Here is a 21,901-nt window from a genome sequence, read left to right as displayed (position 1 = left end):
TTTAACCTAGAAGCATCATTACGGTGATTTACCCCTGTTATTCATGGACAGTAAGGCGTCGCCAATGTCTACGAAATAAAATAAAAACTTCAATGTCCTTTTCATATCATAAGATGAAAAAAGGACGTTGAAGTTTAAGCTTCTTTACGAAGTACCTTTTTATTTACAAATTCTAAAATTAATTTACGGATTTGTGGATCAATAACAAGTCCAATCATACCAAATAATAAGCCTGTAAGTATGAGAGCAACTAATGACGGTAGAGTAACGAATATCATACGATATGCGCAATAGCTAATAGCAAAGGCTAAGGAGTTAAAGAGAATTCCTTTGAATAGAAGTTCAATACCTTTATGAATAAATAGAGTAAATCCGATTAACAAGGTAACTTCTGTAAGAATAGCTGAAGTGGCAGCTCCCATCATTCCGAATTTACTACCTAATACAATATAGCTAATGATGGCAACGACTAAACCAATTGCCATTGTTAATGTACGCTTCCATTGCTGACCAATCGTTGTTAAGTTATCAGCAAGGGGATAGTTAATGGATTGTAAAATAACCATAAATGCTAAAATGGCGAGGGCATTACCAGCTGGTGCATACTCTTCGCCCAATAAGCTAACAATCCAAAAATTTGGATCAGCAATAAATGGAATCGAAATCCCCATTCCTAAAAATGACATCAACTTTAATTCAAAATGTGATAGCTTTCGATGTTCTTCCACATTTTTCTCATTTCCAAAAGCAAATAGTTTCGGATAAAATGCTGCGGCGATGACACCAGGGATTTGATAAAGAACAGCTGGGATTTTGGATGCAGCACCGAAAAATCCAACCTGTTTTAATGTTGATACTTTTTCCAAAATAATCGGACCAAGCTGTGGCAATAGCATAATAATAATGCCATTAATTGTGAAAACGAGCAGTTGATCTAAAATTCCGGGGTCCCAGCCCTTATGAATCGTTGTATAACGAGTTACCATTATAAAGGCAATCAGTCCTGTTACAAGGCTTGACGCTCCATACATTGCTGCAACCATCATAAGTGACCACTTAAAGCTCATGCCGAGTAAAAGTGCCACTGCTGCTGTTACACCTTGTAATACAGAGATAATAGCAGTAAATTGCATGCGTTCTGTTACTTGGAAGTAAGCCATTCCGACACCTTGTAAAGTGGCACCAAACATTGTTGGCAATACAACTAAATATACCATTGCACGTAAATAAGCATTATCATAGAAAAATTGTGCGAAAATGGCAAAGAGAATCGAAATAATAACGGCTAAAATGAAGCGAACGCGTAGATAACTGCTGATAAGCTCGCTAATATTAGCGTTTTGTTTTGTCCCCTCACGCATAAAAGTATGTGTTAAACCAGCATCTGTAAAGTAACAAATGACAGCAGAAACAGCTAGTGCCGCTGTAAACATACCATAATCATGAGGTGAAACATATCTTGCAAAGAGAATGGTTGCAATTGCAAGTACAAACCGAACGATAATATTTCCTACAAAAAGATAGGATGCATTTTTTAGGATTTTATTTGTTTTCATTGCAAATACCTTTCTATTCTTTGGACGCTGTATGTCCAGTTTATAAAATGGAAAGAATGTGTAGCATGATTCTGTTTTAAGAAAACAGAAACTTCATTCGAACAAACCAAAGCATTGCATATAATTTTTTGCTTCGTTTTCCGTTTTTAGAATAAATTTTACGGCAATATTTCTTTATATCCTGTTTGATTAATTGAACTTGTGACTTTTCTAGTTTTGCATTCTCTTTAATATAGATACAAGCATTATTGATAACAGTATATGGGAATAGATATGTTTCAATCATTTGAATCAGTTCCTCAGAGTCTCTTGTTATCAAATCTGAAAATTTATGATGAATCCAGTCATTCATTCGATGAAATACTTCTAATTCTTTTTTTGTTTTTAATTCATAATCTTTATATTTAGAAGATAGATTTCCTTCTGATAAGATTCGATAATAAGTTAAATATTCCGCTACATAGCACACGTTTGTGACACTCATGAGTTTAAATAAAAATTCTAAGTCTTCTCCCCAACTGCAGCCAGGTGTAAAACGGATATCATGATTCATAACGATAGAGCGTTTAAAAATCCACGTACTTGTTTGGGCAACAACTTGATGTGTTAAAAAGGCTTTTGTCATATCGCCTTTTATAAAGTTGGTTACATGTTCTACCTTCTCACCTGTTTCTTCATAGAAGTTCATATAGCCGCAATAACAAGCATCCATATTGTTTAAATGCATACTTTGTACTTGCTTTTCTATTTTACTTGGATGCCATAAATCATCGCTATCAAGAAAAGCAACATATTCACCATTAGCGTGCTCAATTCCTGTATTACGAGCAACAGATACACCTTGATTTTTCTGATGGATATAGCGAACCTTCTCTGGATGTTTTCGCTGAAGTTCTTTTACAATTGTGGGTGATTGATCTTTACTACCATCATCTACAACTATAATTTCAATGTTTTGATAAGTTTGATTTAGTATAGATTGCATCGTTTCTTCAATATACTTTTCCGCATTATATAGCGGGATTACAACAGAAACGAGTTGTTTTTGTTCCGTCATAGCGTTTTATCTCCTCTAGTTTTTTATGTTTTGTATCATATATACAAGCCTTTTATAAAGGAAGAAGATTACAAGAACATCTGTATAAGTTTACCGCATATAAACTTTGTAAATCAACTTTACTAATTATTATACCTTGTTTAAAAGAGCGGATGTTATATAATAGTAATAATTTAGATGGGAATGTCATTTGCTCTGTTGTAACAAAGAGATGTACGTATGTAACCAAAGGGAGGGACTTCCATGTTAGAACAGCCGACTCAAAAGGTCAAATGGGCTCTTTTGAGTATGATTTTGCTTATAGGATTTTTGTTTCGCTTTTTGACTTTAACAACGTATGGTGTTGACTTAACAATTGCTAGTGATGATATAGGTTACCAAAATAGTGCAAAGGTTTTATTGGATACTGGTATGCTAACATATCATGACCCAGCTAAACCAACTATTCATATTATGCCAGGGCAATCGATGTTATTAGCCTCTATATTTTATCTTTTTGGTAGTGGTGCTAGTGGACTATTTATAGCTAAATTAGTAATGATGCTTTTTGGTGTAGCTAGCATTTATATGACTTATAAAATTGCCACGTACATCTTAAATCCAGCATCGGGATTGATAGCTGCGCTTCTATTAGCTTGTTATCCTCCAGAGGTAGTAGTGGAAAATTTAACATTAACAGAGGGACCATTTCTATTTTTTTCACTTGGTTTATTATATTGGAGTTTAAAGTTAGCCAATACTCACGCAATGAAAGACCTTTTCATTGTATTACTCTTTTATTTTTTAGCTTTGTATTTTCGGGTGCAAATCGCATTATATCCAATTTTACTCTTTGTGTACCTTTTAATAAAGCGCTATCCATTTCGTATTATGATGAAGCAAGCGATCGTTAGTTTTGTATTATTGTGTATTATCCTTGGGCCCTGGTGGGCTCGCAATTATATTCAATTTCATCAGTTTATTCCTTTAACTGCTGGAGCAGGAAATCCTTTATTACTTGGAACTTATCAAGGAGAAGGGTATCCAAAAGAAAAGGGTATGGATGAAATTGAGGCGGAATTGCATGAAAAATATCCTCATATTGAGGCGCATGAATTTATGCAAATGGAGAAAGAGATTGCAGTGAATCGCATGAAGGAATGGTAAGAATCTATGCTAAGAAGTTATCTTGTTTTAAAACCAGAAATTCTATGGGAAAAGCCTTATTATTATCCAGGTCATAATATAAAGATATTTGATATTTCAGGGGAAGGTATGAAAGGATTTTTTGAGTTTATTAAACAATTATTTTTCATTTGTACAATTCTTTCATTCGTATTATGTTGGAGAAAATGGAGAGAGTATATATTTTTATGGATTCTTCTTCTTTTTCAAACATATTTCACGTCTTTATATGTTGCCTATGAACGCTATGCACTACCATTAATGCCGCTTTTATTTATTATAATAGGAATAGGAATTACAGTGGCTATAATGAAAGTAAGAAAACTCTTTTTAAAGAAAGAGTCTACTGTGACAGGGTAATAAAACCCCCTTCTATTTTATGGAAATAGAAGGGGGTATTTAAATTTGGAAATAGATTGTTTATTGTTCGTTTAAGCGAGATAATTGTTGTTCTTGGCTTTTTAATTGTTGTTCTTTATGCTCTAATTGTTGTTTTAATAATGCGTAATCTTGCGTTAATGTGACAAGTTGATGATGAAATTTAGAAATCTTTCGCGTTAAGTCAAAAATTAACACGAAGCAGAATAAAAGCCCGAATAAAAATAAGACAGATGGAGGATACTCCACTTTTAACAACTGGCCAATCCAATTTATAATCTTATCTGTAGAGCTTAAGATAGCCATAGAGATACAAACAAAAATCCATAAAATAGAGTACTTTGTTTCCAAAGTTCCTTGACGGATAGAATTAATAATTAGAAAAAATAATAATAGAATAAAGATAAATGAAAAGGTAATTATAGGCATTCATTATCAACCTTTCACGATTTTTTGCATTAAGATAGCTAGACTTACTTTAATCATGTAATATGCGGATTTAAGAGGTGTAATAGAAGATTGTCCACCTTGTCTTTCTTGCATATTGACAGATATTTCGTTAATGCGAAGTTTTTTCTTTTTTAAGTGAATCAGAACTTCGGGTTCTGGATAATCCTTTGGATAATTATGTGCAAAAATTTTAATCACTTCACGATTAATAGCACGGTATCCAGAAGTTGGATCCATAAATGTTTGTTTTGTTAATAGTTTTAATAAGGCAGTGAAATAGAAAATGCCAATTCTTCGTGAAATGCTACCTTTATATGCTGTTTTTTCTGTAAAGCGAGAACCTAACACCATGTCGCATTCATCTTCAGCAATTGGTTTGATAATTTTGTATAAATCATCAGGATTATGTTGTCCATCGGCGTCGAACTGAATTGCAATGTCATATCCATTTTCATAAGCATATTTGTAACCAGTTTGTACAGCGGATCCAATCCCTAAGTTGTATGGTAAATTTACAAGATGTACAGGAAAATTTTTTACGATATCAGATGTTTTATCTTTTGAACCATCATTTATGACACAAATACTAAGTTGTGAAAAATGTTGTTTTAGTTTTAAAAGTCTAGTTAGCGTATCAGCGATTGCTTCCTCCTCGTTATAAGCAGGAATAATAATCAATGTTTTTGGTATTGAAATTGGCACCTCAACAGACATTATCGCACCATCCCTTGTATATTTAATATATTATAGTTCTTTTTAAATGCACTTTATCTAATATACCACTAATAGTATACCAAAATAAAGGACAAGCTGAAGTGGGATTTACAAAGAAAAGGGAGTATATTCCATTTTTTTCAGTTGGTAAGACTTCACTTCAACATTCCGTAAAAGTAAGGAAGTTAGATAGAAGAGATATGAAGCCCTAGAATAAAGAAAGTTCTACTTCATCAATCTTGATTTTATTTATTATTATTTTATTGTAATAAAAAAATACATGCAAAGAAAAGGAATCATCTTTGCATGTACGAGAAATTATATATTCCACGGTTTATTTAAAGTTAATACTTCAGCCATTTCTTTACTTTTTAAACGACCTTTTTTACGATTTTCTGCACGCTCTGCACCAGTTGTATAGAGCCAATGTTCTTCATCAGTTTCTGGAAGTACTTGTGGCACAGAAGATGGTCTGCCATCTTTTAGTGCAACGAATGTGATGAAACAAGTGGTAGCAATACGACGTTCACCAGATAATAAATTTTCTGCGACGACCTTTACGAATACTTCCATGGAAGATTTTCCTGTGTAACATACAAACGCTTCATAACAAACAGAATCAGCTTGATGAATCGGTGTTAAGAAATCGACAGAATCAATAGATGCTGTTACACAATGCTTACGGCTATGTCTAGCTGCTGCAATCGAAGCAACGCTGTCAATTTCTGCTAATAATTTTCCGCCAAATAAAGTTTGATGATTGTTTAAGTCATTTGGAAAAACTCTTGTTGTTTTAATTGCTTTTGATTCCCTCATAAATTTTTTTTCCATATAACCATCTCCTATTTTCTGTTTTCAATCAGAGTGCTATGTTTTTTAGTATAAAAGGAATGTAATATTTGTCGGATTTTACTTCCGTTATAAATAAGTAAAATATGATAGGAAAGGAAGAATCACACTTTCGTATTTGTATGCATGTAACTGAAAGAAAATTTATTTTTATATAGATTGTAGTGTAAAAGAGGTTTCGCTTACATTGCAAGTAAAAAATGATGAACTCCCGATTTGTCATATAAATTCCCTATCAGCTATGTACTCATTCATGATAGAATCGTTTTGTCATAACTGGAGATAGAGGTGCTATGGACATATGAATCAAATCCAAACAGGTTTTTCATCTTTTTTTAGCAAAATGATTATTGGGTTACTGCTCGTGTTTTATGGTTATTCTTGGTGGTCATCTTTTGACGCGGCAAAGCAATTTTTTGGGGGAAGTACAACGAGTATGGTGATTGTGTTTATTATATTTGTTATACTTCTTTTATTGATTGCATCTATTTTGCAATATCGTTTTACAAATCAACAATTTCTTATTTTTCTCGTTAGCATAACGATTCTTGTTAGGCTTGGATTCGTTCTATTTGGAGACGCCCCGCTTATAGGCGATATGAAGTCGATGTATGAGTCTGCAAAACAAGTTGCGCTTGGAAATCGTATTGGTGCTGTTGCACAATTGCCTTTTATTCTTTACCAATCACTATTAATTCGTATATTTGGAGATACAATCTTCGTTTTACAATTATGCAATATTTTATTTTGTACCGGAACTGCATTTTTCATTTACCGAATAGCATCTATTGTATTTCAAGAAGAGTGCGGACGTATCGCGGCGGTCGTTTATGCTTTATATATCCCAAACATTCTTACTAGTGCTCTCTTAACAGCAGAACCGTTAGCAACATGTTTATTTTATTTTGCTTGTTATATCCTTTTACATAAAGGTTTGAGTCATTCTTATATGTGGATTTTTTCTGCAATTTTATTAGCATTCAGTAATATGATTCATCCTGTAGGTATCTTTTTAATGATCGTTGTGTTCGTATATGTCATGTTAATCGAAGTGTTTCAGGCATTACAAAAACAAAGTGTACTACTAAAAATGATAGGTCTAATTGTTATGTTTTATGTGATGCACTTTGGGATAAGCTATTGGATGCAAACGATAGGAATGCCTCAATACACAATCTCTAATGAGGCATATGTACAATCAGTCTTAATCGGAGAGCGTAATAATCAGCAGCAGGAAATGAAAAGTTCAAATATAAAGGAACATATCGATCAACAGTTGAATGAGATAGAGGTTGAGCGGTATGCTTTTCTAAAGCCAAGCATAGATCAATTATCAAGCGAAGGAATGAATTTTGTACTGTTTAAGTATGAGAAACTTACATATATCGTTATTACCTTATTTACAGCAATTGCTCTCCTGCATTTGATGATTAGAAAGCAGAAAAATGAGGGATACATGCTATTTATATTGCTTATTGTTGGATATATTGGGATGAAACTTTTTCATTCTAATACCGTATATGAAAATTTAATACTACCTGGGTTATTTATTGTACAAAGCCTTGGGGCTTATATGAGTTATTTCTATTGTCAAAAAATCTTTTTTAAAAAATAAAGTGAACCGCAAAGAAATAATTGAACATGTATTCGCAGATGCAAAAGAAAAGCATGGCATGCGTTGGACAACGTTGTTAAGGGGACTTAAGAAATTGTCAATGCAGGCCATGCTTACTTTCGCTTCCATGAATTTGAAGAAGACAGCCTAAATTATAGGGCTAGTAGAGCACAACTCTCATTACTATGAAGAAAAGTTCTTATAAAATCACAAAAGGGGTTCGGAATGAGAACATTCCGAACCCCTTTTGTCGACAAACTGAAATGGGCTGTCCTACAATATGGAAGATAGAGTAAACACTATATAAGAAATGAATGTAAGAAAAACAAGAAAACATATAAACTGAGTATTAGATACATGCTGTGCTATTCTTTTTTTCATGTTAATTGGTTTTATTTTTTAAATGTGAATTATCAAGTTGAAACTCACCTTTCCAAGATCCAGCTACTTTTCCAATTTTATTTATATTTACATCTAATGTAAGGGGTTGTTTAAAAGCGTCTTTTTCTTCAGGGCTTGCAACAAATGTAATAACACCTTCTGGTTTATCATTATCACGAACGCCTAAATGTTCCAATTTTTTACCTGCTATGATAAGGTCAAAAGGAAGGAAATCATCTGAACCTTGGATAAAGGGTGTCTCAAATTCAAATGGTACTAAACTTCCATCCGCTTTTTCCATTCTATAATGGATTGATATACGTGAATCCGCGATATATAACTCTTTGAAATGTACTGTAATACCTTGATCTGTAATTTTTTCATCCATAGGAATATATTTGCCATTCTTCATCATATCTTGTGTGACACCATTTTCATCTTTTATTCCTTCATTTACAACCTTATCATTTGTAACTGCATCAGAAAAATATGAGGCAACATTTGTAGCCGCCACTTGTATTTGTGGAATCATTGCCGTTGTAAAAAGTCCTATTGAAGCTACTGCTGTGTAAATGAAACGTTTTGATTTTTTATTTATGTTTGTAAATAGCCCCTTTTTCTGTTGTTTTTTATGATTTATATTAGAAACATTGTCTAGTTTTGAACGATTTTCAAATGTTTTCCATGCTTGTTCTACATCAATTTTGAGTTCTTGTGGTGAATATGCCGATTCTTCATCTAGCATTACATTCTCCCATTGGTTTAATTTACTAATTTCTACTAATAAATCCTGACATGCTTCACATGTATCTAGGTGTTTTGTGAATTCTTTTCTTGTATCATGAGAAAGTTCTCCATCAATATATGTTTGAATAAATCCGATATCATTACATTTCATTTGTTATGCCTCCTCCATTTGTTTATAAATCTTGCGAAATTTCATTTTAGCTCGGACTAATAATGTTCCAATAGAAGATATTTCAATTTGAAGTATTGCTGCTATTTCTTTATATTGAAAACCAGAGAATTTCATTAGTAAAAGAGTTCGTTCTCGATCATTCATTTTATTTAATATCATTTGGACTTTTGTAAATTCTTCTTTTCTTATCCAATCATCGTCTAATGATGAAACATTTTGCACGTCATGGTATTGTATTTCTTTATTAATCTTTGCTTGATGTCTTTTTTCGGATCGTAGATGGTTATAAGCTGCATAAGTAGAAGATTTAATCAACCATCCAGGTATGTTTTCAATTGCTTTCCAATCACTATGATATAATTGTAAAAATACTTCTTGTGCTAACTCTTCAGCGATAGGTTGATTTTTAACAATCCATAGGATCTGTTTCACAGCGTAAACATAGTATTGTTTAAATATGTCTTCGAAGGTCATATCAGAAGCATGACTTTCTTTTTTTTCTATGGTTAACATGTTAGTTAAAACCTCACTTTCAATTTGATGCCTGTATTATATAGAAACCAGAAAAACAGATTTTGTGACAGTTTTTCTTCTTTTTTTATTATGTACTTAAAAAGCATTCCTCTAATTAAAAGATGAATGCAAAAAAGGAGGCTGGTGCAAAAAAACTTTGAAATATCTGTAATTAATCTCTGAAATTTGGATATTATGATACTAGTACTCTAAAAAGGACAACTTCACTTACAGGTGAAGTTTGTCCAAAGGCAGGCTTACCTCATCACAACTTGTCAAAATATGAAAAAATAGCCCTCCATCTAACCAAAAAGGGGAGAGTGGAAGGCTATTTTTCTAAATTCTATTATTTTATGTTGTTTTTTTTCGTTATTTTCGGATGGTAAGACTCCACATTTAAGATTCGGAGTAGGTGGAATGAAATTTTTTTATCAGTAGGGAAGAGAACTCCAACGAATATTACCTAGTTAATTCCATTTGCAAATTCTCGGCAGTTAAAGCCATTTGCGAAGAATCGTCTTGAATCCTCTTCATAACCTGAGATATAACTTTTAGTTCATTTTCAATTTCTTTGTTTTGTTCTTTTGAATTTGACATATCATGAACAATTTCTTGGAAATAATGATCCGTTTCATGCATGCTAGCTGTTCCCTCAGATACAAGGGAGCTAATTTGTTCCACAGATGAGGAAACATGTATGATTTGCTTATTTGTTTTCTCAACTAGCTTTGTAACATTTGTGATAGATTCCTTCGTTTGTTCAGATAATTTACGAATTTCATCTGCCACAACCGCAAATCCTTTGCCAAACTCTCCCGCACGTGCAGATTCAATGGCTGCATTTAATGCAAGCAAGTTTGTTTGTTCAGCAATTGATTTTACAATATCGATGATTTCATTAATTTTTTTAGAAATGTCAAGAAGTTCCCTTGTGTCTGTAATAATTGTTTCCATATTAGATTGAATACTTTCCATTCGCTTATTTTGGGTGTCCAGCTGGTTTTTGCCCTTATTTGCCTTTTCTTCAGAGGTTATTGCTAACTCTGTACCTGTTTTGGCGAGTTCAACAATCTTTTCCGATTGAGTCGTTAATTCATGAATAGAGGCACTATTTTTTTCGGAAATGGCTGCAAGTTCCATGGCAATATGTTTAATCGTCATTGCAGTGATTTCTTTTTCTTTCTCATGTTCTTTTTGAATCTTTTCATATTCCGATTCATAAGCTGCAATAACAAGTTCTTGTTCGAGTGTGAACAATTTATTTATTACATTTAGAGAATAAGAGAAATCATCTATCGTTGAAATGTTTTCTTTTAAGATTTTCATAACAGAACGGAATAGTTCTTGATAGGCAGCTGTATACCATTTTCTATGTAATCCAATTTTGACATGTTTTTTAGCAATTCGAATACGACGTTCTATAAACTCTTCATCGATATTACCACCAAATAACTCCTTAATATGTTGCATTAAAGTTTGCTTTAATTTTGTTACGGAACTATAGCGTTCAATGATTTCAGTTAAGCGTGGCTGCTTTGTAATATTGCTATAAAATTTATCTGTTATCCATTCTAGTTGCTCGTAAATAAAAGGTTGTAATACTTTCACAACTTGTAGGTCTTCTTTCGTAATATGAAGCATATCCATCTGCGTCTTTAATTCAGAATTTGTCACATGGAAGGTTATTTTTTGATGTCGACTTAATTCGATAATACTTGTACTGCTATGTGAATCCTTTTTTTTGAAAGCCCCAAACATTGCTCTTTCCCCCTGTTATATAAAACGTTTTCATTTTGTATTCTTGTTTCATTATAACCATTTTTCTAATATTACTCTATATTAATATCTAATATAATAAAATAAGAGAACTTCTTTTGAAATTCTCTTAATGACCTTTAGTTATTTTCGCATGTGTTTTAAAGAAAACGGGGAAATGTACATTATATATAACTGTGACTACGCGTATGATGAATGTTACGAGTAAACAGACATAGAAAGCTAATACGTGTGCACCTAGCCCATATGTAATCAAGAAGCTAATTGCACCGAGGATGGAAGCAATGGCGTAAATTTCTTTGCGAAATACATAAGGGATGTCTTGTGCACAAATATCACGCATAATCCCTCCGCCAATACCTGTAATCACACCCATTGACACAACTAAAAAGGGAGCATCAACATGATGTAACATTGCCGCATTAGCACCGATTGCAGTGAAAACGCCTAAGCCAACCGCATCAGAAAGCATAATCACAACTTGTAATTTGTTAATACGCTCGAAAAACATACAAGTAAAGAGTGCAGATAATACACTCACAAAAAAGTAAATTGGTTTTATAAATGCAACGGGAGGTAGGTTACCAATCAAAATATCACGGATAATTCCGCCACCAAGTGCAGTAGCTACAGCTAAACAAAGGACACCAAAAAAATCTAGATCTTTCTTTAAACCAACTAATGTACCAGAAATAGCAGCGGCGATAATACCAAGAAACGTAAAGATATCGATTAATAACATGGCTTAAATCCCTTCCTCCTAAAGATATTCCAGAGAAAAAATATACACTAAAGTTATCGAAATAACAATTACTTTTCGTTACATGTCAAAAAACGTATGAAATACATAAAGAAAGCGTTTGAAAATGTCATAAAAAGAAGATATATATTGGAAGAGGAATGGATGCATAGATGAAGGAAATATGACATAAAATGAATCGTTTTATAGGTGTTTTAAATAGTTGTAATTCAATAAATATAAATAAATAGATTTTTCATAAATCTTATTTTATATTATAGTTAAAACTGGAAATTAGTAGTATATCGATAGTGTTTATTATTATTACAAGAAGAAGGAAGGAGGTTTTTTATCCCAATGGAGAGAAGTAGGGATTGGAGCTAGGATAAAAATATTTCTCAATTTAAATATGAGTTATGTTATAATTGCTAGGTGTATTTAAATGGAATAAATAATGTCTACATGATAATGTAATGATTTTTATGGAGGTCTAAGAATGTTGACAAATCAAACTAGGATTAGGTTTGAGCAATTTTTGCTTTTTTTTATTATTTTACAACCTGTTTTAGATTTATTAACTTCGCTTAGTATTATCGTATTAAAAATAAATACAACATTCGGAGTAATGGCAAGATTTCTTGTTATGACTGTTTGTGGTATTTATATTTTATTGCAGGCAAAAGAAAAAGAGAATAGAAAGTTTTTGATTTATCTAGTAGTACTAGGTTTAGTATTGTGCCTAGGTTTTATAAATAATAAGCTAAATAAGAATCCGATTATAATGGGCGAAGAAGTTAAATTCTTTGCAAAAGCATTGTATGTGTATATTATGCTGTCTTCATACATTTTAGCTTTAAAATCATTGAAGAAACTTACAAATATTGGTGAAAAAGTTAGGGATAACATTATGTATTCTACATTAATTATCAATATTGTTATGGTTGTTTCTATTGCAACATCTACAGACTTTGGCAGTTATCAATGGATGAAAGTTGGTTCTCGTGGATGGTTTTATGCTGGAAATGAGTTAGGATCTATTTTAGCGATCATCTTCCCGATTGTAGTATTATATTCTGTTCAGAAGACAAAAGGGATTACGAGTATTTTATATTGGATTCCGTCGCTATTGATGATTTATTCTTTAATTCAAGTTGGTACAAAAGTAGGTATGGGTTCAATTGGTGCAACATTGGCAGCAGCTATTATCATTCTTCTCCTTCAAGTATTATTTGATAGAAGAAATCCAAACAAAAAGGCACTATTGCTTAATAGTATTATTGCTATTGTTTTATTAGCAGGTGTGATTGGAACGTTTAAGAAGACACCTTTAGCACAAAACATGGGTATTCATAATAACTATTTAGCAGAGCAAAATGCGGCACAACAACAACAAAAGGAAAAAGAAATTAAAGAAAAATTAAAAGAACAGCAACGGAACAAGGAAAAAGGGAAAGAAATAGAGAAAGTTGAAGAAGAAGTTAAAAAGGAACTTCAGAAAGAACAGCAAAAGGAAAATCAAGAGAACCTCATATTCAGTGGACGTCAAGTATATGCGGAAAGACATCAGCAATTCTTTAAAGAAGCTCCAATGTCACAAAAGTTATTAGGAATGGGTTATGCAGGTAATTTTAAATACAACGAACAAAAACAACCAGATCCAAAGTTAATTGAAATGGACTTCCATGATTGGTTTTATGATTTTGGAATCATCGGCTTTTTGTTAATGATGATCCCATTCATTTACTATGGATTTAGAATCTTATTCCGTATGATGACAAGATTTAAAGACATCGTTAATATAAAATATGGAATGCTTGCAACAAGTTTAGCTTTAGCTTTAGGTATTGCATATATTGCGGGACATATTTTGACAGCACCAGGGGTTGGAATTTACTTTATAGTGGTGTTAGCTTACCTCATTGTAGATTTAGAAATTGAATGATAAAAATAAAAGCTAACTTTTGTTAGCTTTTATTTTTTAGTACAGTAAAATAAAAGGTAGATAGAAATGTGGCGAGGATTTAAAGGAGGAAAAAAGAATGAGGATATTGCATATGAATGCAGGAGCAGAAGACGGGGGAGGAAAGACACATATTATTTCACTTCTCGATCAGTTCCCAACCGATGAAGTAGAACTGGCAGTATTTGAAGACGGGATTGTTGCGAGGGAAGCAAGGGAGATAGGAATCAAAGTTCATGTGTTCTCACAGAAATCTCGCTACGATTTATCTATTTTAAAAAATATAAGTAGATTCATTAATGAGGAACAATTTGATGTTGTCCATACACATGGTCCTAGAGCAAACTTTTACGTTTCTCTTATGAAAAAAAGAATTGCTGCAAAATGGGTGACAACCATTCATAGTGATCCGTTTCAAGACTTTACAAAGCAAGGTTTAAAAGGATGGATTTTTACGAAATTAAACTTAAAGGCTTTAAAGGATATAGATTTATTCTTTGTTGTAACAAATCGTTTGAAAAAGAGTTTGGAACAATTGGGAATTTCTAGTGAAAAGATGCGTGTTATTTATAATGGAATTGAATATGATAAAGAAAAAGCGCAAGGTTATGATAAAAAAGAAAAGTTTCATATTGAAGAAGATGTATTTACGGCCATTCAAGTTGCGCGCCTCCATCCAGTTAAAGGGCATGAAGTATTATTTGATGCATTAAATCAGACTTCATTGACTAAAATTAAGGTGTTATTAGTAGGCGATGGTCCATTAGAGGAAGACTTAAAGGCTTTAGCGAAAGAAAAAGGAATTGAAGATAAGGTTCAATTTTTAGGGCATCGTCAAGATGTGAAACAGTTATTTGCATCGGCTCATATTAACTTATTAACATCTCATAGTGAAGGGTTTCCGTTAGTTCTATTAGAAGCAGCAAATCAACGTGTACCATCTATTGTAACAAGAGCTGGTGAAATTGAACCGTTAATCGTAGATGACACATATGGATGGGTTGTTCCAGTAGGTGATGGGAAAGCTTTGGCGAATGCTTTAGAACAAGCGTATGAAAAATGGAAAACAGGTGAACTTGCTGTAATGGGAAAACGGATTTACGAGCATGCTGCAGCAAATTTCTCACTGAACAAGTTATATGAGGATACGAAAGAAACATATAAACAATTAATAGCGAAATAACCTTGAATAATAGAGAGGATTGTAATTATGGCAGTACAAACAGTTGATATTTTAGGTGTTCCTTTCTCTACAATGACGATGGAAGAAACTGTACAATACCTTATGAAACAGTTGGAAGTTGAACAAGCTCATACATTTCAAGTTGTAACAGCAAATCCTGAAATTGTCATGTGCGCAAAAAAAGATTCAAGTTTCCAAAAAACACTTTTACAAGCAGATGTAATTACACCAGATGGCATTGGTGTTGTAAAAGCAAGCGCTATGTTAGGGACACCGCTTCAAGAACGAGTAGCAGGCTTTGATTTAATGAATCATTTATTTGGAGAACTTTCAAAAGAAAAGAAATCTGTATCCGTGTTCTTGTTAGGTGCAAAGCCGCATGTTGTGAAAGGCGCTGCCGATTACTTAAAGAAAACATATTCGGCTATAAACATTGTTGGTTTGCAGGATGGCTACTTTAAGCCTGAAGAAGAAGAGAATATTATTTCGCGTATTCAAGAAGCAAAACCAGATCTACTACTTGTTGCACTTGGATTCCCAAGACAAGAAAATTTCATTCAAAATAATAAAAATCGATTACAAGCAAAGATGGCAGTCGGTGTAGGTGGAAGTTTTGATGTTTGGGCTGGTGAGGTAAAGCGCGCACCAAAATGGATCCAAGCCATTCACTTAGAGTGGTTCTATCGTTTATGTAGTAATCCAACTCGTTGGCGCCGTCAGCTTGTATTGGCAGAGTTTTTAAAGGAAGTAATGCGTTCGAAGAAGTAGCGAGGTCTCGCTGCTTTTTTTTATACATATGAACACGGTAGAGTCGACTACCATCCATTTATGACGTAAGTAATGAAAGGATAAATCTAAGGGAATGATAAAGTAAAGCGTTAATTAGTAAGGCCTCTCTATATTCATGAGTCGAACTTTTACAAGCAACTATACTCCCGCTTAACTTCTTTGTTTTCAGTCGAATTTTTGAGGGGAGTCTTACTATCGCTAAAATGGCAGAATAAATTTGTTTTACTTATGCAGTACACATGTGTAAAATTATGTGTAAAGACACCTGTGTTAGGAGGACTTCTAGTGGGGAAGGCAAAAGAAATTTCAAAGCGAAAGCTTCTCGGAATAGCGGGGCTTGGATGGCTATTTGATGCAATGGATGTCGGAATGCTTTCATTTGTCATTGTATCTTTACAAAAAGAGTGGGGATTAACAAGCCAGGAGATAGGTTGGATTGGTAGCATAAATTCTATCGGTATGGCAGTAGGAGCCCTTTTATTTGGAATAATGGCGGATAAAAGGGGACGAAAATCAGTCTTTGTTATCACTTTATTGCTTTTTTCGATCGGTAGTGGTTTGACGGCTTTAACAACAACAGTAGGCGCATTTCTTATTTTGCGTTTTTTCATTGGTATGGGGCTTGGCGGGGAACTCCCAGTTGCTTCTACACTTGTATCTGAAAGCGTAGAGGCACATGAACGCGGAAGAATTGTCGTTTTACTTGAAAGTTTTTGGGCAGGCGGATGGTTAATCGCTGCGATTATTTCATATTTTGTCATCCCGAAATATGGTTGGGAAGTAGCGATGGTTTTAAGTGCAGTTCCAGCCATTTATGCTCTGTATTTAAGATGGAAGTTGCCAGATTCACCTAAGTTTGAAAAAGTAGAAAAGAGACAATCTGTTATGACCAATATAAAAGCTGTTTGGTCTAAAGAGTATCGGAAAGCCACTGTTATGCTATGGATTTTATGGTTCTGTGTTGTTTTTTCTTACTATGGTATGTTTCTTTGGTTACCAAGCGTAATGGTATTAAAGGGATTTAGCTTAATAAAAAGTTTTGAATACGTATTAATCATGACGCTAGCACAACTACCTGGATATTTTACAGCTGCGTGGTTTATTGAACGTGTGGGTCGGAAGTTTGTATTGATCACGTATTTAATTGGTACAGCTTGTAGTGCTTATATATTTGGTATTGCAGATTCTGTAACGATATTAGTGGTAGCAGGTATGTTTCTATCCTTCTTTAATTTAGGGGCTTGGGGTGCTTTGTATGCATATACGCCTGAGCAATATCCGACAGCGATTCGTGGAACAGGAGCAGGTATGGCTGCTGCATTTGGTCGTATCGGAGGAATTTTAGGTCCACTTGTAGTAGGATATTTGGTTGCCTTGCAAACATCCCTTTCATTCATTTTTACAATCTTTTGTGCCTCTATTTTAATGGGAGTACTTTCAGTAATCGTACTTGGACAAGAAACAAAGCAGCAAGAATTAATATAAGAAAAAAGGAAGTTGTGGCGACTTCCTTTTTTCTATTTTTATGTGGAATCATGATCAGTAGAAAATAAAGTTTAAAAAAGGGTTTATTTCCAATGAAAGCGAATGTATAAAACAAGACACATGGATCAAACAATTAGGTGGTTGGGCAAATGAAAATTTTATTTATTACGGACGAGGTAGAAAGACGAAATAGATTAATTGAATTATTTACAGAAAATATACGAAATGTAGAATGTCTAGAAGCAATCACTGGAACGGAGTCTTTACATATCGCAAAGAAGCATGCTCCAGATTTCGTCTTTTTAGATACGCAGCTAAAGGACGGAACAGGATTTGAGTTTTCCAACTTGTTGCGAGAGCAAAATTGCAATATGAAATTTATATTTATAGGGGAGAATGTTGAGGAGGCTGTTATGGCTTTTCGTTTTCGAGCATTTTATTATTTGCTGCGACCATTTCATCAGGATGATGTATTATTTTTAGCGCACAGAATGGAGCAAGAAATTGGAACGAAAACGAGAAGTTACTTACGGAAGCTTCCAATTGAAAGTCAGGAAGGGATTACGTACATTTTTCCCGAGGATATCGTATATGTAAGCAAGAATAAAGAAAATAAAACAGTGTCTATTTATACAACAAATAATCATTATATTTCAACGTATACACTTCAAGAGTTAGAAAATAAATTGGCTACATATGATTTTTTACGTGTTCATAAGAGTTATTTAATTAATGTTATATATGTAAGGAAACTAAAACCTTATTATAATGGAACGTATAATCTTTATTTGGAAAAGTATGATGAGCAGTCGATTCCTGTTAGTCGAAACTATGTAAAACAACTTCGGAATAGAATTGAATTGTAACAAGTTGTGAGAGAATATGAACATGATAACATAAGAATCCTTCATGATAAGGAGGATTCAAATTAAATATTCAGAAAATTTAGTACAATCTCCACTAAGAAGTTATATTGGGGGGATTGTATGTGAAGGCATTCAAATCAATTTTGCTTTGGGGGATAATTTCAGTATTAGGAGCTATCGGATTTGGAGTGATTGCTTTATCACAGGGGGAAACGATTAATGCCATTTGGTTATTAGTTGCTGCGGTTTCAGTATATGCCGTTGCATATCGATTTTATAGTAGATTTATCGCGAGAAAAGTATTTGAACTAGATCATAATCGACAAACACCAGCTGAGACATTGAATGATGGAAAAGACTATGTACCAACGAATAAATGGGTGCTATTTGGTCACCACTTTGCAGCAATAGCAGGAGCTGGTCCTCTAGTAGGCCCTATCTTAGCAGCGCAGATGGGGTATTTACCAGGAACGATTTGGATTATTGTTGGGGTTGTTATTGCAGGAGCAGTACAAGATTTTGTCATTTTATTTGCTTCAATGAGACGAAATGGAAAGTCGTTAGGAGAAATGATTAAGGATGAGATTGGTCCTATTACAGGGTTAATCGCAATGATTGGGATTTTAGGTATTATGATTATTTTATTAGCTGTATTGGCTTTAGTAGTTGTGAAAGCACTTATCGGAAGTCCGTGGGGGATGTTTACGATTGCAGCAACCATCCCAATTGCTATTTTAATGGGAGTATATATGCGCTATATTCGTCCAGGAAGAGTGGGAGAAGGATCGGTTATTGGAATTATTTTGCTCATTTTAGCCCTTATTGGTGGACAGTATGTAGCTGAAAATTCTACCCTTGCAAGCATGTTCACGTTTAGTGGTGAAACAATTGCTATCATGCTTATTGTATATGGCTTTATCGCATCTGCACTTCCCGTTTGGATGCTGCTTGCACCGCGTGATTATTTAAGTACATTTTTAAAGATTGGTACAATCGTTGGATTGGCAATTGGCATTGTCATTGTTGCGCCAGAATTACAAATGCCTGCTGTTTCGAAGTTTATTGATGGAACAGGTCCGGTATTTTCAGGGAACTTATTTCCATTTTTGTTTATTACAATTGCTTGTGGTGCTGTATCAGGATTTCATGCTTTAGTTTCTTCAGGTACTACGCCAAAAATGATTGAAAGAGAAGGGCATGCACAACCGATTGGTTATGGGGCAATGTTAATGGAATCATTCGTTGCAGCAATGGCAATGATTGCAGCATGTGTGTTAACACCAGGAACTTATTTTGCGATTAATAGTCCAGCAGCTCTTATCGGTACAGATGTAACGCAGGCTGCACAAGTGATTTCATCATGGGGATTTGCAATTACACCAAATGAGCTAAAAGAACTGGCAACAAATGTAGGAGAACAAACGATATTATCTCGAACAGGTGGTGCACCAACATTAGCAATCGGAATGGCTTATATCTTTTCGCAAATATTGGGTGGTACAGCGATGATGGCATTTTGGTATCACTTCGCCATTTTATTTGAAGCACTATTTATTTTAACGACAATTGATGCAGGAACACGTGTAGGCCGTTTTATGATTCAAGATATATTAGGACATGTATATAAGCCTTTTGCAAGAACAGATTCTACAGTAGCAAATGTGATCGCTACAACATTATGCGTATTAGGATGGGGTTACTTCTTATACCAGGGAGTAGTTGATCCTCTTGGTGGCATTAATACATTATGGCCACTCTTCGGTATTGCTAACCAAATGCTAGCTGGAATTGCTTTATTACTTGGAACAACTATTTTATTCAAAATGGGCAAAAAGGTATACGTTTGGGTAACATTGATCCCCACAATCGGATTGCTAATTGTAACAATGACAGCTGGCTATCAAAAGCTGTTCCATGAAAACCCTAAAATTGGATTTTTATCGCATGCAAAAGTATTTCAAGATGCATTGGATGAAGGGAAAATATTAGCACCAGCAAAAAATATCGCACAAATGAAACAAATCATTTTCAATGATTATATTGATGCAGCACTTTGTGGAATTTTCATGTTAGTTGTCATAGCAGTTCTAATTTCTGCAATTCGTATATGGGTTCGTGTGTTGCAAAACAAGGCGATACCATTAAAAGAAGCGCCATATATTCCAAGAGATGAAAGTGAGTCGAGAAATTATGCTTAAAAAATTCGGAAACATATGGGGAGCAAGAAAACAATTCATTAGCTTGCTTGTTGGAGTTCCAAGTTATGAAACATATGTCATTCATATGAAAGAAAATCATCCTGGAGAGCCTATATTATGCCGAAAACAATTTTTTGCAGAGGCACAAGAAGCAAGATTTAATGCAAAAGGAGGAAAAGTATCAAGATGTTGTTAAAAAAGAAGAGTGAGGTTTCACTCTTCTTTTCTGTTTACGTTTCACGTGGAACAAAAATAAAAAATAAAGCTACCGTTTGATAGCTTTACTTTTGCGTTGTTATACAAGTTCTTTTCCGGCAAATTTACGATATGCACCGTGATGTGTTGGGCCTACATATTCGTTGATTTTAAACGAATGACGAATCGCCGCAGTAATGAATTCCTTCGCAACTTTTACAGCTTCTTTTACAGATTTACCTTTTGCAAGTTCAGCTGTAATGGCTGCTGAGTATGTGCAACCTGCACCATGTGTATTTGTTGTATCAATTTTCTCTGATTCTAAAAGTTCAAATGTTTCACCATCATATAATACATCAATTGCTGTTTCTGTACCTAATTTGCTACCGCCTTTAATTAGTACATATTTTGCACCTAAAGCATGAATTTTTTTTGCTGCTTCTTTCATGTCTGCAAGAGTAGTAATTTTCACACCACTTAATTGATATGCTTCAAATAAATTTGGTGTTACAATTAATGCTTTTGGTACAAGAACATCACGTAAGCAGTCATTTGTTTCCGGATGCAAGGCTTCGTCTGCCCCTTTACAAACCATAACTGGATCTACGACAACGTTTTTTAGATTATGTTTTTCGATTGTCTCAGCAACCATTTCGATAATCTCTACGGATCCAAGCATGCCTGTTTTTAATGCATCTACACCGACACCTTCAATTGTTGTTTCCAATTGTGGTTTTAATGTAGAAACAGGGATAGGAAATACGTTATGTGCCCAGCTATTATGTGGATCCATTGTTACGATTGTTGTAAGAGATGTCATTCCGTATACACCAAGTTCTTGGAATGTTTTTAAATCTGCTTGTATTCCGGCACCACCGCTTGTGTCAGAACCAGCAATTGTAAGTGCTTTATTTAATGTCATTGTAAAAGCCCCCTCAGGTGATATAATGATAACTGCATTTTTAATCATTATATCAATGTTGTGAATAAGTACAAAGTAAAAAAGTGGATTGTTCCATTGAAAGGATATCTATTTTTATCATAAACTGTAAGTTTATGTTCACTTAAATGTAAAGTTGCTTTGTTATATATGGAGGATGAAATAGGAGGAGAG

The 21,901-nt window shown here is 33.9% G+C and carries 18 protein-coding genes and 3 pseudogenes; 10 read left to right on the top strand and 11 right to left on the bottom strand.

Going from position 1 to position 21,901, the window contains the following annotated elements; genetic code table 11:
• Positions 1-134: 134 nt before the first annotated feature.
• Positions 135-1,556 (bottom strand): flippase, encoded by a 1,422-nt coding sequence (locus MR059_RS09900; RefSeq protein WP_012096395.1) that lies wholly within the window; start codon positions 1,554-1,556, stop codon positions 135-137.
• 76 nt (positions 1,557-1,632) lie between these two features.
• Positions 1,633-2,613: a glycosyltransferase family 2 protein gene (locus MR059_RS09895; protein WP_012096394.1), complete on the bottom strand. Its 981-nt coding sequence runs from the start codon at positions 2,611-2,613 to the stop codon at positions 1,633-1,635.
• 243 nt (positions 2,614-2,856) lie between these two features.
• Between MR059_RS09895 and MR059_RS09890 the strand changes: the two are divergent.
• A pseudogene (locus tag MR059_RS09890) lies at positions 2,857-4,137 on the top strand (ArnT family glycosyltransferase).
• A gap of 60 nt (positions 4,138-4,197) precedes the next feature.
• Here the strand turns inward: MR059_RS09890 and MR059_RS09885 are convergent.
• The 3 genes from MR059_RS09885 to MR059_RS09875 form a co-directional block, all read right to left on the bottom strand.
• Entirely contained in the window at positions 4,198-4,584 is a 387-nt protein-coding gene (locus tag MR059_RS09885; RefSeq protein ID WP_012096392.1) for a DUF2304 domain-containing protein, read from the bottom strand.
• Between the two features lie 6 nt (positions 4,585-4,590).
• Complete coding sequence (locus tag MR059_RS09880; protein ID WP_012096391.1) at positions 4,591-5,319, bottom strand: glycosyltransferase family 2 protein; 729 nt, start codon at positions 5,317-5,319, stop codon at positions 4,591-4,593.
• Between the two features lie 318 nt (positions 5,320-5,637).
• Positions 5,638-6,150, bottom strand: coding sequence for an acyl-CoA thioesterase (locus MR059_RS09875; RefSeq protein ID WP_242161740.1), 513 nt, complete (start codon positions 6,148-6,150; stop codon positions 5,638-5,640).
• Positions 6,151-6,469: 319 nt separating this feature from the next.
• Here MR059_RS09875 and MR059_RS09870 point away from each other — a divergent pair, with 319 nt between their 5' ends.
• On the top strand, positions 6,470-7,783 hold the full coding sequence (locus tag MR059_RS09870; protein WP_012096389.1) for a glycosyltransferase family 39 protein: 1,314 nt from the start codon (positions 6,470-6,472) through the stop codon (positions 7,781-7,783).
• Between the two features lie 7 nt (positions 7,784-7,790).
• Positions 7,791-7,934: pseudogene (locus MR059_RS09865) on the top strand (transposase); the annotation flags it as partial.
• 231 nt (positions 7,935-8,165) lie between these two features.
• On the opposite strand, the gene MR059_RS09860 reads toward MR059_RS09865, so the two are convergent.
• The 5 genes and pseudogenes from MR059_RS09860 to MR059_RS09845 all read right to left on the bottom strand — a co-directional run bounded on the left by MR059_RS09860 (position 8,166) and on the right by MR059_RS09845 (position 12,114).
• The gene (locus MR059_RS09860) at positions 8,166-9,062 is read right to left on the bottom strand and encodes a DUF4179 domain-containing protein (protein ID WP_048723568.1); all 897 of its coding nucleotides are present in this window, start codon (positions 9,060-9,062) and stop codon (positions 8,166-8,168) included.
• Between the two features lie 3 nt (positions 9,063-9,065).
• Positions 9,066-9,596, bottom strand: coding sequence for an RNA polymerase sigma factor SigX (locus MR059_RS09855; protein ID WP_087095635.1), 531 nt, complete (start codon positions 9,594-9,596; stop codon positions 9,066-9,068).
• Positions 9,597-10,055: 459 nt separating this feature from the next.
• Positions 10,056-10,862: a methyl-accepting chemotaxis protein gene (locus MR059_RS22250; protein WP_370684842.1), complete on the bottom strand. Its 807-nt coding sequence runs from the start codon at positions 10,860-10,862 to the stop codon at positions 10,056-10,058.
• Positions 10,860-11,237, bottom strand: a pseudogene (locus MR059_RS22245) (protoglobin domain-containing protein); the annotation flags it as partial. The gene MR059_RS22250 and the pseudogene MR059_RS22245, both read right to left, overlap by 3 nt.
• Before the next feature lie 244 nt (positions 11,238-11,481).
• Positions 11,482-12,114, bottom strand: a complete 633-nt coding sequence (locus MR059_RS09845; protein WP_012096383.1) for a trimeric intracellular cation channel family protein — start codon at positions 12,112-12,114, stop codon at positions 11,482-11,484.
• A 493-nt stretch (positions 12,115-12,607) separates the two neighbouring features.
• On the opposite strand from MR059_RS09845, the gene MR059_RS09840 reads away from it, so the two are divergent.
• From MR059_RS09840 to MR059_RS09810, 7 genes are all read left to right on the top strand, one after another.
• A complete protein-coding gene (locus tag MR059_RS09840; protein WP_012096382.1) occupies positions 12,608-14,053 on the top strand; it encodes an O-antigen ligase family protein in 1,446 nt (481 codons plus the stop codon).
• Positions 14,054-14,150: 97 nt separating this feature from the next.
• On the top strand, positions 14,151-15,254 hold the full coding sequence (locus MR059_RS09835; RefSeq protein ID WP_087095633.1) for a glycosyltransferase: 1,104 nt from the start codon (positions 14,151-14,153) through the stop codon (positions 15,252-15,254).
• 27 nt (positions 15,255-15,281) lie between these two features.
• Positions 15,282-16,022, top strand: a complete 741-nt coding sequence (locus tag MR059_RS09830; RefSeq protein WP_012096378.1) for a WecB/TagA/CpsF family glycosyltransferase — start codon at positions 15,282-15,284, stop codon at positions 16,020-16,022.
• Positions 16,023-16,328: 306 nt separating this feature from the next.
• Positions 16,329-17,528: an MFS transporter gene (locus MR059_RS09825; RefSeq protein WP_012096377.1), complete on the top strand. Its 1,200-nt coding sequence runs from the start codon at positions 16,329-16,331 to the stop codon at positions 17,526-17,528.
• Positions 17,529-17,677: 149 nt separating this feature from the next.
• Positions 17,678-18,394 (top strand): LytR/AlgR family response regulator transcription factor, encoded by a 717-nt coding sequence (locus MR059_RS09820; protein WP_012096373.1) that lies wholly within the window; start codon positions 17,678-17,680, stop codon positions 18,392-18,394.
• Between the two features lie 122 nt (positions 18,395-18,516).
• Entirely contained in the window at positions 18,517-20,592 is a 2,076-nt protein-coding gene (locus MR059_RS09815; RefSeq protein ID WP_087095632.1) for a carbon starvation CstA family protein, read from the top strand.
• Entirely contained in the window at positions 20,585-20,788 is a 204-nt protein-coding gene (locus tag MR059_RS09810) for a YbdD/YjiX family protein (protein WP_012096371.1), read from the top strand. The genes MR059_RS09815 and MR059_RS09810 overlap by 8 nt, the downstream gene beginning before the upstream one ends.
• 99 nt (positions 20,789-20,887) lie before the next feature.
• On the opposite strand, the gene pdxK is transcribed toward MR059_RS09810, so the two are convergent.
• Positions 20,888-21,709: a pyridoxine/pyridoxal/pyridoxamine kinase gene (gene pdxK / locus MR059_RS09805; protein ID WP_012096370.1), complete on the bottom strand. Its 822-nt coding sequence runs from the start codon at positions 21,707-21,709 to the stop codon at positions 20,888-20,890.
• Positions 21,710-21,901: the final 192 nt, after the last annotated feature.

It is taken from the genome of Bacillus cereus group sp. BfR-BA-01522 (assembly GCF_022662635.1).
Lineage (GTDB): Bacteria > Bacillota > Bacilli > Bacillales > Bacillaceae_G > Bacillus_A > Bacillus_A cytotoxicus.
The sequence above is the reverse complement of the archived record's forward strand: the minus strand, read 5'-3'. Positions and strand labels throughout refer to the sequence as shown.